Source organism: Carnobacterium sp. 1290_CSPC (assembly GCF_001053265.1).
Lineage (GTDB): Bacteria > Bacillota > Bacilli > Lactobacillales > Aerococcaceae > Aerococcus > Aerococcus urinaeequi.
Genome location: NZ_JVVG01000106.1, coordinates 15,987 through 27,925 on the forward strand (window position 1 = coordinate 15,987; position 11,939 = coordinate 27,925).

At 39.4% G+C, this 11,939-nt stretch carries 13 protein-coding genes; 3 read left to right on the plus strand and 10 right to left on the minus strand.

Annotated elements, in window-relative coordinates:
• Positions 1 to 2 precede the first annotated feature (2 nt).
• Positions 3 to 848, plus strand: a complete 846-nt coding sequence (locus AC973_RS08785) for an aminotransferase class IV (RefSeq protein ID WP_048729679.1) — start codon at positions 3 to 5, stop codon at positions 846 to 848.
• Between the two features lie 469 nt (positions 849 to 1,317).
• On the opposite strand, the gene AC973_RS08790 is transcribed toward AC973_RS08785, so the two are convergent.
• The 7 genes from AC973_RS08790 to AC973_RS08820 form a co-directional block, all read right to left on the minus strand.
• On the minus strand, positions 1,318 to 2,148 hold the full coding sequence (locus AC973_RS08790) for an aldo/keto reductase (protein ID WP_048729681.1): 831 nt from the start codon (positions 2,146 to 2,148) through the stop codon (positions 1,318 to 1,320).
• Positions 2,149 to 2,271: 123 nt separating this feature from the next.
• The gene (locus tag AC973_RS08795; RefSeq protein WP_048729683.1) at positions 2,272 to 3,630 is read right to left on the minus strand and encodes a PFL family protein; all 1,359 of its coding nucleotides are present in this window, start codon (positions 3,628 to 3,630) and stop codon (positions 2,272 to 2,274) included.
• Positions 3,631 to 3,651: 21 nt separating this feature from the next.
• On the minus strand, positions 3,652 to 3,915 hold the full coding sequence (locus tag AC973_RS08800) for an ACT domain-containing protein (protein ID WP_048729685.1): 264 nt from the start codon (positions 3,913 to 3,915) through the stop codon (positions 3,652 to 3,654).
• Between the two features lie 287 nt (positions 3,916 to 4,202).
• Positions 4,203 to 5,567, minus strand: coding sequence for a CapA family protein (locus AC973_RS08805; RefSeq protein ID WP_048729688.1), 1,365 nt, complete (start codon positions 5,565 to 5,567; stop codon positions 4,203 to 4,205).
• 111 nt (positions 5,568 to 5,678) lie between these two features.
• Positions 5,679 to 6,680, minus strand: coding sequence for a substrate-binding domain-containing protein (locus tag AC973_RS08810; RefSeq protein WP_048729690.1), 1,002 nt, complete (start codon positions 6,678 to 6,680; stop codon positions 5,679 to 5,681).
• 276 nt (positions 6,681 to 6,956) lie between these two features.
• On the minus strand, positions 6,957 to 7,460 hold the full coding sequence (locus tag AC973_RS08815) for a YtxH domain-containing protein (RefSeq protein WP_048729692.1): 504 nt from the start codon (positions 7,458 to 7,460) through the stop codon (positions 6,957 to 6,959).
• Between the two features lie 36 nt (positions 7,461 to 7,496).
• Entirely contained in the window at positions 7,497 to 8,039 is a 543-nt protein-coding gene (locus tag AC973_RS08820; RefSeq protein ID WP_048729693.1) for a DUF948 domain-containing protein, read from the minus strand.
• A gap of 223 nt (positions 8,040 to 8,262) precedes the next feature.
• Between AC973_RS08820 and AC973_RS08825 the strand changes: the two genes are divergently transcribed.
• On the plus strand, positions 8,263 to 9,129 hold the full coding sequence (locus tag AC973_RS08825; RefSeq protein ID WP_225968978.1) for a mechanosensitive ion channel family protein: 867 nt from the start codon (positions 8,263 to 8,265) through the stop codon (positions 9,127 to 9,129).
• A 77-nt stretch (positions 9,130 to 9,206) separates the two neighbouring features.
• Here the strand turns inward: AC973_RS08825 and AC973_RS08830 are convergent, their stop codons facing one another.
• The 3 genes from AC973_RS08830 to racE are packed head-to-tail and all read right to left on the minus strand — an operon-like array spanning position 9,207 to position 11,149.
• A complete protein-coding gene (locus AC973_RS08830; protein ID WP_048729696.1) occupies positions 9,207 to 9,701 on the minus strand; it encodes a YfcE family phosphodiesterase in 495 nt (164 codons plus the stop codon).
• The gene (locus AC973_RS08835) at positions 9,679 to 10,305 is read right to left on the minus strand and encodes an XTP/dITP diphosphatase (RefSeq protein WP_048729697.1); all 627 of its coding nucleotides are present in this window, start codon (positions 10,303 to 10,305) and stop codon (positions 9,679 to 9,681) included. The genes AC973_RS08830 and AC973_RS08835 overlap by 23 nt, the downstream gene beginning before the upstream one ends.
• Positions 10,306 to 10,312: 7 nt before the next feature.
• Positions 10,313 to 11,149 (minus strand): glutamate racemase, encoded by an 837-nt coding sequence (gene racE / locus AC973_RS08840; RefSeq protein WP_192828998.1) that lies wholly within the window; start codon positions 11,147 to 11,149, stop codon positions 10,313 to 10,315.
• A 185-nt stretch (positions 11,150 to 11,334) separates the two neighbouring features.
• On the opposite strand from racE, the gene mgsA reads away from it, so the two are divergent.
• The gene (mgsA, locus tag AC973_RS08845) at positions 11,335 to 11,799 is read left to right on the plus strand and encodes a methylglyoxal synthase (protein WP_048729701.1); all 465 of its coding nucleotides are present in this window, start codon (positions 11,335 to 11,337) and stop codon (positions 11,797 to 11,799) included.
• The last annotated feature ends 140 nt before the right edge of the window (positions 11,800 to 11,939 follow it).

Below are 11,939 nucleotides of genomic sequence, written 5' to 3' on the forward strand. Positions count from 1 at the left end.
ATATGGAATATGTTGAACAAAAGTTTTACTATCATAATGATCAAGAAGTATCCACAGACAACCTGCATCCATTTGAACAATTAACAGGAAAAAACGTGTATGAAGTGATTCGCGTTAGAGAAGGCATACCTTTGTTTTTGGAAGATCATTTGCGCCGATTCAGAGATTTTGCTCTAGCTGTCGGCATTCCTTTAACAGATTCAGATGATATTTTAATCAATCGGTTATACCAACTTATAGATAAGAATGGTGCCTTTGATCAAAATATCAAATTGATCTGGAATAAAGACATTGGTTTACTGGCTTTCTTCACTAAAAGTTCTTATCCGCCTACGAGCTATTATCAAAATGGCATTAAAACAACTTTGTTGAATTTGGAAAGAGAAGATCCGAATATCAAGATCCAACGTGAAGAGTATCAAAAAACTGTACTAGCGGAGCGAGAAAAAACAGGATCATATGAAGTGCTGTTAGTCGACCAAGAAGGTAACGTCACAGAAGGTAGTCGTTCAAATTTATTTATTGTTAAAGGGGATAAACTCTATACTTCTCCTGCTAAAAATGTTCTTTTAGGTATTGTCCGTTCTAAAGTTGTAGCCATTTGCCAACAACAGCAAATTGATATTATCGAACAAAATGTTCCTGTGACAGAATTAAATACTATCGATGGCGCTTTTATTTCAGGAACGGGTAACGATGTATTGCCTATAGCATCCATCGATTCCATCACATTAGAGTCGATAAAAAAACCGGTCATTTCGTCAATTATGCGTGAATACGATCGCTTAGTGAAACAGTATATTGCCTCTAAAAAAGATACTCAAAAAGAAGATTGCAAAACAACTTAGTCTCCTAACAAAGAAACCCTTCAACTCATTCTAAACTAGAAAGAGTTGAAGGGTTTTTATCCTTTTAAAAAGCATAGTGAGTCAAATATTTTATAAGATATTTGACTCACAAGAATTTAAATGAGTGACTCACCACCTATCAACATTATAACAAAATAGAAAAGTTATCTACGCTAAACGAAAAATTGACGGGGATATTATTTTTGTGCGATTGAACAGTGTATTTAGTATGCGAAAAAACAACGTCAGAGGCAAGCTTGCTGTTCATAATACCGTTGGCCTGTTTCTCATGAGCATGAAACTAACCAATTAGCCCCTCTGGCTAGAAAAAATCGTACGCTTTAAACACAAATCAGTCAAAAATAAAAACCGCAACAAAAAATCATAGTAATAATTATTTCATCGCGATTTTTATTTTTAGAGCGAGGTATCTCCTAGCCCCGTTTTTTTATAAAGGATGACAATCAGGTTATTCAATAATGATTGCATCTAAAGTTGCCATATCAGCTTCAGAAATTTCAAAATCTAATTCAGCATTGGCAAGAATGTATTCTTCGTGAACTGATTTTGGTAGAATGATGTGGCCTTTTTGCAATGGATAACGGTAGCATAATTGCGGTACGGATACACCGTATTTGTCTGCAATTGCCTTGATATCTTCGTTGCCTAATAAGCGGCCTGTACCTAATGAAGAATAGGCTTCAACGATGATGTCGTTGGCTGCACAATAAGATACAATATCGTCTTGGGTATAGCCGATGTGGTACTTGATTTGGTTTACAGCAGGTTTAATATTTGTGTTTTCGATTAAGTTTTGTAAGTCGTCGGCGTTAAAGTTTGAAACCCCGATTGCACGGACTAAGCCTTTATCATACAACTCCTCTAAAGCGCGCCATACTTGGATATTTTCTTCATAGAAGCTTGGACGTTTGTCATCAGTTCTTGAGAAAAAGCGCCAAGGTGTTGGACAGTGGACTAATAATAAGTCTACGTAGTCAGTGTCTAAATCTTTCAACTCTTGGTAAAAGTTGTCCATAGCCGCTTCATAAGTTTTCGATTCTCCACGAACCTTAGTTGTGATAAAGATGTCTTCACGGTTAACACTAGAAGATTTGATCCCTTCTCCAGTCCCTTTAGAGTTTTCGTAAGCATGGGCACCATCAATGTGTTTGTAGCCATTGTCTAGGGCAAAACGGACTGAGCTCACTGCTTCAGCAGTCGGTGTTTGCCAAGTCCCTAATGCGATTTGTGGGACTTCTACCCCATTATTTAAGGTTAATGTTTGATTTAATAAATTCATGTAATTTCCCCTTAATACGTATTCAGTTTCCACTGTATCTACATTATAGTTGGAAAATTTCAGACCACCAAATAAAAGCTCTTACCTTGTGATAAGATAAGAGCTTTAACTTTAAAATCTACTTTAGTTTTTAAGTGATTGAATTGGTGCTGGAATACGGCCACCACGGTTGATAAAGGTATTTGGAGAAGTTCGATTTACTTGCATAACAGAAGCTTCACCGAACAAACCACCAAAGTTTAAAACTTCATCATCACGACGACCGATAGCTGGAATTACTCGAACAGCGGTTGTTTTGGAATTGATCATCCCAATCGCTGCTTCATCGGCAATAATCGCTGAAATAATTTCAGGCGTTGTATCACCAGGAATAACAATCATATCTAAACCAACTGAACATACAGCCGTCATAGACATTAACGTTTCAATATTTAAAGTACCGTTAGCTGCAGCTGCAATCATCCCGGCATCCTCACTTACTGGAATGAAGGCACCTGATAAACCACCAACATTTGATGATGCCATGATACCGCCTTTTTTAACTGCATCGTTTAGCATGGCTAGAGTCGCTACTGAACCATGGGCACCCACTTGGTCTAAACCAATTTCTTCTAAGATATGAGCAACAGAATCGCCGACAGCTGGCGTAGGCGCTAATGATAAGTCTACAATACCAAAGGGTACGCCTAGCATGTTAGAGGCTTCGGTCCCCACTAATTGGCCCATACGAGTGACTTTGAAAGCTGTTTGTTTAATAGTATCCGCAACTGTTTCAAGAGATGCATCTTTTGGCAATTCTGCAAGAGCATTGCGGACAACACCTGGTCCAGAAACCCCAACGTTAATCACAACATCCGGCTCTCCTTGACCGTGGAAGGCACCGGCCATGAACGGATTATCTTCAACTGCATTACAGAAGACGACAATCTTAGAAGCCCCCATGCTTTCGTTTTCTTGGGTTAATTCAGCTGCCTTACGGACAACCTCACCCATGATTTTAACAGCATCCATGTTGATACCTGCACGTGTTGACCCAATATTAACGGATGAACAAACGTGGTCTGTTTCAGCCATGGCTTGTGGAATCGATTCGATTAAAGCACGGTCCCCAGCAGAAAATCCTTTATGAACTAATGCTGTATACCCACCGATGTAGTTGACGCCAACTGCATTGGCTGCCTTGTCTAAGATATGGGCATATTTCAATGGGTCGCCACCTGAAGCCGCTAATAATTGCGAAATTGGCGTTACAGCAATACGCTTATTAACAATTGGAATCCCGTATTTTTCTTCAATTTCTTCACCGGTTTTCACCAAGTCTTTAGCAACTGTGGTGATTTTATCGTATACTTTTTGGCAGGCACGGTCGATATCTGGATCTGCACAGTCAATCAATGAGATCCCCATTGTAATTGTTCGAATATCTAAATTGTTGTCTTTAATCATTGAAACTGTTTCAATGATATTATTCATTTCTAGCATGTTTGTTTCTCCTTAACTGACTTAAATTTTATGCATGGCATTAAAAATATCTTCGTGCATTACATAAACTTCCATCGCAGTTAATGCATCTTTAATTTCTTTTTTAAAGTCCTCAAATTCAACGTTTAAACCATCAATATTGACGATCATCACCATGGTAAAAAGGTCTTGCATGATTGATTGCTCAACATCTACAATATTTGCGTTTAATTCTGCACATTTAGTGGCTACTTTCGCTAAAATACCAACCTTATCCTTACCAATTACTGTAATTACTGCTTGCATATTATCCCATCCTTCAATTTATTTATCCTGTTATTAATACAAATCCCACTAACAACTTAAATAAGGTCATTGTTTTATTTATTGCCAAGTACATATGCCTCCTGACCAAAATAAACAAAATCTCATCCTATTATAATCTATGCCATTTGAAAACAACATTAAAAGATAACATTCTCACAAAAAAGCTGACATTTTAAGGGGAATTCGATACAAAATCAATCCCTTATTGCATTTTACTAAAGTTACTGTAAAATCCACGCTTCTCAGCAATCTCCTATCTACTGTTACTATTCGTAGTTAACACCTTGTGTCCAGGCTGTCTCTAAGTAATCCTCATAGGTAAAATCTTCTGTATAAGTCATCATCCGGTCATGGATGGTCTCAACCCAAGCCGCTTGATCATTATCTTGCCCCTTATAATCCCCTAGTGGGACACTTTCATATGAAGTCTCATTAGCTGTCCCTGAAAAATATGTCGGCATGAATTTCACGGCGCGCACTTGTACTTCACCGTTTTCGTCACGTTCAAAAGTCACCTCATGAATGCCCCCAACTTTATTATCATCCGCAACTTGACCAGTCATAAATGACGCTTGCGAATAAATTACATAGGTATCCTTGTCATTCAACCAATTCACTGGCTGTAAATCATGCGGGTGTCCGCCAATTACCAATTTTACCCCTGCATCGGCCAAGGCCTGGGTCACAGCGATTTGTTCATCATCCGGCAACGTCCCGTATTCAGTCCCCAAATGTAAGGACACAACAACCGCATCCACTTGATCATTCAATGCCGTCACTTCTTCAAGCATCACTGGTAAATCCGCATAGTTGACCACCCACGGCTCATCTTCGGGCGGAACCATGCCGTTGGTCCCATAAGTATAAGCCAGAAAGCCCAACTTAATCCCATTTTTCTCGACAATCCTTGCCGTGTCATGGTCTTCTTGACTACGAAAAGCCCCGTAATACATGAGCCCAGCCTCATCCAAATGGTCCATAGTGATGTAAGCTCCGTCCGCAAACTGGTCTAGCGTGTGGTTTGTTGCAGTTGACACACCGTCAATACCAGCCCGCTTCAAAGACCCCAGAATGGACGAAGGCATATTGAAATTCGGATAAGTCGCCACCGGCAATTCAGGATAGGCCGCAGGAATCTCCAGGTTGGCCACTGTATAATCTGCATATGATGTAAATGGCGCAATTTTAGCGACCATAGGGTCAAAATTGTAGTCCGAAACACCTAGATCAACCGCCGTGTCCCCACCATTTGAACCATAGGCAATTAAATTGTCGCCAGTCAAGGCACCCGCATCCTGCAGTGAAACCGTTTGGTCCGCAAACACATCCGCTGTCGTATCAGCCGTTGCCGTCACCTCTGTATGGATCAAAACATCCCCAACCGACCGCAAGACAAAAGTCCCATCCACACCCTGCCACTGGTCCTCAGTTTCCTTAGCAGGCAGATGTGATAAAAAGGACGGCACTTGTATGGCTGGCGTATCTTTTCCCGCTTGTTCATCCCTATTTTCATTGGAGTTACTTGTTGAAACAATCCCATTGTAAGCAAGTGCAATGCCCACTAGACAGACTAGTCCAATGGCTATAATCATTAGTAATATTCGGTTACCCTGGCTCAACTTATTCTTCATCTAAATCCAACACCTCTCCCAATTCATTACATTAATGATAATGGAAGAATTTTCAAACAACAAGGTAAAAAAAGACCTTCAAAGCACTTCGCTTTGAGGGCCTTTCTCACTTTATGCATCTTTAGTTGAATCACGTAAAATAAATTTATGGGGTAAGGTTACATGGTTTTCGATTTCTTCTTCTTTGTTCATTAATTTTGTTAGGATACGCATTGAAACGGCACCAATATCATATAAAGGTGGTTCGATTGACGTTAAAGTTGGTCGAACAACTTCAGTTAAGGCAGTGTTGTTTGACGTCACAACAGCGAATTCCTCTGGTACTTTCACATCGTTATCCACCATATGGTTCGTTACTTTAACCGCTAACTCATCACCAACGACAACGATACCGTCTGCTTTTGAATCACGGATCCGTTGGGCTATGTCTTCACCGTTTTTGAAACGAGAGTCTTGAACTTCAAATAATAATGATTTGTCCAATTCTTTACCAGCTTCTTCCAAAGCTTTTAAGTAACCATTGTAACGGTCTAAGTTATTGGTAAAGTATGGTTTAGCAGCTAGGAAACCAATATTTTTGTATCCTTGTGCAAATAGACCAGAAACAGCTTCATAGAAAGCTTGTGTGTAGTCGATATTTACAGAAGGAATTTCGCCTTTATCATCGTTTAAACCTGCTAATACAAACGGTGTGTTTGTACGGTTGATTTCTTCACGAACAGAGTCAGATAATTGGTGCCCCATGTAGATAACACCATCTACTTGTTTTGCTAAGATATTAGAAAGAACTTGTGATTCTTTTTTATTATCTGCATTGTCCAGGATAATGTTGTATTTGTACATTGACGCAATATCATCAATCCCTAAAGCTAAAGCACTAAAGAAATTATTTGTGATATCTGGTAATAATACCCCAACAGTTGTCGTTTTTTTACTTGCTAATCCACGTGCGACCGCATTAGGACGGTAGTCTAGTCGTTTAATTACATCTAATACTTTTGCACGCGTTGAAGGTTTAACATTCGTGTTACCATTTACAACACGAGAAACTGTAGCCATAGATACTTGTGCTTCACGCGCAACATCATAGATCGTAACAGTTTGTTTTTCCATCTTCATCGCTCCTTTAAAATTTTTAAATTTATTTTCATATTTACTTTGCCCAATATAGCACTAAAAAGTTATATTTGCAAACGTTTTCTTTGATACAGTGATTGCTTTCATACGCATTTTCATATTCTATCAGTATTTGAATTGTTTAACAAGCCATTTTCATAAAAAAGTGCAAAATTTGCATGGTTTTTACAAAACACAACAAAAATTGTCTACAAGTATTTCAAAACCTCAAATACTTGTAGACAATCCTGTTTCATCTGCTTAAGTCAGCAATTATTTCTCTTTAACTTCTTCCACTTGTTTTTTCACTTTTGCAGCGTCTTCTTTAAGTGGTTGTTCTTTAGCTGCTGCTTTATCAGTAGCGACTTTCGCTTCTTCAGTACCTTCCGCAACTTCAGCTTTTGCATCTTCTGTTGCTTGGGCAGTCGTATTTTTGGCATCTGCATAAGCACCTGCCACTTCATCACGAGCTACTTGGTATTGTTTAGTTGCTTCAGTAGTTGCTTCGTTTAATTGCGTTTTTAAAACTTCAGCAGATTCTGATAAGTTCACGCGGATATCTTGTGCAGCGTCGCTAGCAGTTTGATACATTACGTTACCTTTTTCAGTGATGATATCAGCGTAGTCTAAAGCTGTATCACGAAGAACGTTTGCTTGTTGGTTTAAATCATCACGGAACTCGCGACCTGATTTTGGTGCGAATAATAATGCTGCTACAGCACCTGCAGTACCACCGATGATTGCACCTAATAAGAATGACCCTGTATTTCTAGACATATATATTTCCCTCTTTCTTTCAATTAATAATATTGATTAATATGGTTTAGATTGTGAATTTTCTTGTGCCTTGCGCACTTGGCGTTTTTGGTATAAAGCTTTAGCTGATTGGCCCACTTTTTGAATACCCGTCACATTTGGTTGTCCAGGTTTTACTGCTTGATCAGCGGTTACTGTAGCTGAACCAGCTTCAGTAGCACCTGTTGTTTTATCCTTAATATCATCTACCTTTGTTTGGGCAGTATTGGTAATATTTAGGACCAGGTTACGTGTAGAATCATTCACGTCTGAAACAGTTACCCCGATGTCCCCGATTGCTTTGAACAATGGGTCCACTTGAGCTACTTTTCCATTCACATCATCTAATAAAACATTAGACTTATTGAGTAATCCTTGCACCTCAATTGATAATGCATCCACATCCTTGGTGACTACTTTAACTGTTTCATTCGCTTCATTAACAATACCTGTAACTTCCTTCATGGTTTTTGTTAGTTCACGTAAGAATAGAATAATGTAGATCACTAATGCCGCAAATGCTATTGCTGCGATTAAGCCCGCAATTTGGCCTCCGGTCATGTAAAAATCACTCCTTCTCCATCTCTCATATCATTAAATATAAGATATTTAATATATAACTATAAGAATATTTTACCACACTATGAGAGGGCTTTACAAAATATAACGCACTTAATTTAAGATAAAAAATCCTATAGCTTAAATATTGGTTAACCCTTTTGCAATTGGCTTTACAATAATTTCATCATTCGATACCATGAAGAGCAAGGATTATATTGAAAGGATGATTTATTTGGATCAAATTAGACAATGGTGGCGCACTTATATCGAATCAATTGACTATGCTAGCCTACTCTCAAGCTTAATTTCTACCGTTTTTGAACTAGTAATCACTGCATTAATCTTTTGGATTGCCAAAAGGACTGTTGACCGGATTGTTGACGTATACTTTGAACGAGACGCTAAACGAATTGAAAACCGTAATGTCGGGTCTATTCAACGAAACAAAACCATCCATAAATTAGTGGAAAACATTGTTCAATACACTTACTATTTCCTATTAGGTTATTCTATTCTAGCTATTCTAGGTTTACCAGTAGCCACACTAGTAGCCGGTGCTGGGGTTGCCTCCTTAGCCTTAGGTCTCGGTGCACAAGGCTTTATCACTGACGTTGTGAATGGTTTCTTCATTCTATTAGAACACCAATTTGCTGTCGGTGACTATGTAACAATTGCTGGTCTATCTGGTACCATTATCTCAACGGGTATCCGGACAACTATTCTTTCTGGTGACGACGGTTCAAGACACTTTATCCCTAACCGCAACATCGAAAATGTAACCAACTCTTCTAATACCACTCGTCGTATGTACGTAGACTTGTACATTGATCCAAACGCTGATTTAGGTTCAATCGAATCTGTTATTAAAGATGGTTTATCATTAGCTTCTTCTGATGACCGGGTTTTAGGTGAAGCTGAAGTTTGGGGTTACCAACGTGACGCTGTTGGCCGCTTATTCTACCGGGTAGTATTCAATACTAGAGATAGCGATAAGATGGCAGTTCGTTCATACTACTATGAACAACTTACAGCCCTACTTGTACGTAATGGCTACAAACAACCTGTTTATGACTCAGGTGCAGAACTATAATCATTACAATCACATACACAAAAAGCCGCACGATCAAGTCCAAATTAGGACTTGATCGTGCGACTTTTTTTCTATTTTTAACCAACCTCAGTAATAACTTCCCAGTTAGCATTGTAGAAAGTGACTTCTTTCTTGTCACCTTGCCAGTCTAAGAGGGCAAATGATGGGTATGGGTATTTACCTTTTGGCAGGCGGATTGAACCTGGGTTAATAATTTTAATCCCGTCGATTTCTTGGTCATCCATGACATGGGTATGGCCGTACATGATGACATCCGCTTGATTGTCTTTCGCTAAGGCAACCAATTTCTTCAAGTTCTGTTTTACCCCATATAAATGGCCGTGGGTCACGACAATCTTCCCTTCAGTGGTATTTAAGCTAATGACGTCCTTGTAGTTGCCATAGTCAGTGTTCCCTCTTACAGTATGGAAAATACCCCAGATGGTATCATCTTCTGATAACTCAGAGTCACCACAGTGGATAAATAGATCAATGTCATCCCCTGCTTTTAAGACTAGGTTGACCAGCGCTTCGTGGTCGCCGTGGTTATCACTCGTGATTAGAATCTTCATATAAGTTCAACTCCCCATTTTCTAAATCTTTGGCTAGTAAACGTAAGGCATTCCCTCGGTGACTTAAAGAATCTTTTTTCTCTGCTGACATTTCAGCTGTGGTTAACCCTTCACTTGGTACGTAAAAAATTGGGTCATAGCCGAAGCCATTTTCCCCGCGTTCTTCACGTAAGATGACCCCAGATAAAGTGCCGTGATAGTGGTTGATCACTTGACCTTGTGCGTCAGAAACGACTAGATAGGTATGGAAAGTCGCACCTCTGTCTGCGTCAGGGACGTCAGCAAGCTCGGTTAAGGCCTTTTTACGGTTATTGGCATCTGACTTCTCAGGGCCTGCGTAACGAGCTGAATAAACTCCTGGTGCCCCGTCAAGTGCGTCAATAGCCAGACCGGAATCGTCCGCAATAACTGGAATGTGCAAGTCTTTCGCAGCTGTTGTGGCTTTAATCGTCGCATTTTCAATGAAAGTAGTCCCAGTTTCTGGAATATCTGGATAGTCAGGAAAATCTAGTAATGTTTTAACTTCAATCCCGTATTGGTCGAATAATTGCTTGAATTCCTTGGCTTTACCCTGGTTGGCTGTAGCGATCATTACTTTCTTCATGTAAATGTTAGCCTTCTTTCATCTGTTTTTGAATTGCTTCAAGTGTATCAATAGTGACACGGTCTACTTCAATTGGTTCATCCAACCAGTCGTCCGCAATCTCCTTAAATAGTTCTGGTGATCCGGTGGTGTAAAATTCAGTCACTCTTGGTGATGGATCATCCGACAGTTTGGCAATGTCGTTATAATCCAAAAGGATGGATACGTCTGAGATGGTTTCTTGGCCAGAATCAATGAGTTTGACCGTATGCCCCAATGTTTTTTGAATGGTATCTCTTAGTAAAGGATAGTGGGTACAACCTAAAATGACTGTGTCCAACCCCTTATTTTTAATGGGTGCTAAAGTTTCCGCAATCACCTTTTTGGCTAAAGGTGTGGCATATTGTTGGCTTTCTACTAGTGGTACAAAGGCTGGACAAGCTAATGAAGTCGTGTTCAAGTCTTTATTTTTTTGTAGTAAGTTTTCAAGATACATGCCACTTTTAATGGTCCCTTCTGTACCTAAAACACCAATTTTGCCATTTTTTGTGTATTTATTAGCTGCTCTTGCACCTGGTTGAATCACCCCGATAACTGGAATAGACACCCGCTGTTTAATTTCATCTAAAGCAACCGCAGTCGCTGTATTACAGGCAATGACCAATAATTTAATATCTTTGGTTAAAAGAAAATCAACCATTTGATTGGTAAAAGCTGCTATTTCTTCTACACTTCTTGGTCCATAAGGACAACGGGCATTGTCACCGATATAGATAATCGATTCATTGGGCAATTGTCGCATAGCTTCTTTCACTACTGTCAAGCCACCTACACCAGAATCTAAGAATCCGATAGGTCTGTTCATGTTAACCTCCTCCGTCAAACAAATCATTCAAAAGTCGCAATGAACAATTTATAATCTATGGTACAATTATAACAGAAGAAGACGATCCACTTCACTAATTCGCAATTATTAAACGTAATTTAAGGAAAAAGGTGAATGTCTCGTTTGAAAATCAAATTGCCGATACGAACTGGAGGATATGCTATATGAAAATTGCACTTATTGCCCATGATTCAAAAAAAGATATGATGGTATCCTTTGCAACTGCCTACAAATTCATACTTGAAAAACATGAATTATTTGCTACAGGAACAACCGGTTCACGTATAATCGAAGCCACTGGTTTAGACGTTCACCGCTTTAAATCAGGCCCACTTGGTGGTGACCAACAAGTCGGTGCAGCAATCTCACAAAACGGAATGGACTTAGTCATCTTTATGCGGGATCCATTAGCAGCTATGCCCCACGAACCAGATGTGACTGCCCTAATCCGTTTATGTGACGTGTATAACATCCCACTAGCAACCAATATCGGTACCGCAGAAGTCCTTATTCGCGGGTTAGACGAAGGCTTTATGGACTGGCGTAAACAATACGACGATGGCTTCTTAAACCAAGACATCTTAGAAAATATCGAAAGAGGCAACGAAGGCCGTAAATTGGTCGAGTAAATTTGAAAAAAAGGGCTCTTCGTCAAATAGGACTGATGAGTAAAGTTTGCCCTGTAACAATAGACTTAAGCAAATAAAGAGGCTCTACAATATATAGGACTGATGACTTCAAAAAAAGAGGAATCTCCATTATCATAAAG

What these genes read in the sequence shown, in the direction of transcription:
- AC973_RS08805 (WP_048729688.1), bottom strand. Translation starts at nt 5,567, where the DNA reads ATGAAGAATAAGTTGAGCCAGGGTAACCGAATATTACTAATGATTATA.
- AC973_RS08835 (WP_048729697.1), bottom strand. Translation starts at nt 10,305, where the DNA reads ATGAAGAAAGTAATGATCGCTACAGCCAACCAGGGTAAAGCCAAGGAA.
- AC973_RS08830 (WP_048729696.1), bottom strand. Translation starts at nt 9,701, where the DNA reads ATGAAGATTCTAATCACGAGTGATAACCACGGCGACCACGAAGCGCTG.
- AC973_RS08810 (WP_048729690.1), bottom strand. Translation starts at nt 6,680, where the DNA reads ATGGAAAAACAAACTGTTACGATCTATGATGTTGCGCGTGAAGCACAA.
- AC973_RS08785 (WP_048729679.1), top strand. Translation starts at nt 3, where the DNA reads ATGGAATATGTTGAACAAAAGTTTTACTATCATAATGATCAAGAAGTA.
- racE (WP_192828998.1), bottom strand. Translation starts at nt 11,149, where the DNA reads ATGAACAGACCTATCGGATTCTTAGATTCTGGTGTAGGTGGCTTGACA.
- AC973_RS08825 (WP_225968978.1), top strand. Translation starts at nt 8,263, where the DNA reads ATGATTTATTTGGATCAAATTAGACAATGGTGGCGCACTTATATCGAA.
- AC973_RS08790 (WP_048729681.1), bottom strand. Translation starts at nt 2,148, where the DNA reads ATGAATTTATTAAATCAAACATTAACCTTAAATAATGGGGTAGAAGTC.
- AC973_RS08795 (WP_048729683.1), bottom strand. Translation starts at nt 3,630, where the DNA reads ATGCTAGAAATGAATAATATCATTGAAACAGTTTCAATGATTAAAGAC.
- mgsA (WP_048729701.1), top strand. Translation starts at nt 11,335, where the DNA reads ATGAAAATTGCACTTATTGCCCATGATTCAAAAAAAGATATGATGGTA.
- AC973_RS08820 (WP_048729693.1), bottom strand. Translation starts at nt 8,039, where the DNA reads ATGACCGGAGGCCAAATTGCGGGCTTAATCGCAGCAATAGCATTTGCG.
- AC973_RS08800 (WP_048729685.1), bottom strand. Translation starts at nt 3,915, where the DNA reads ATGCAAGCAGTAATTACAGTAATTGGTAAGGATAAGGTTGGTATTTTA.
- AC973_RS08815 (WP_048729692.1), bottom strand. Translation starts at nt 7,460, where the DNA reads ATGTCTAGAAATACAGGGTCATTCTTATTAGGTGCAATCATCGGTGGT.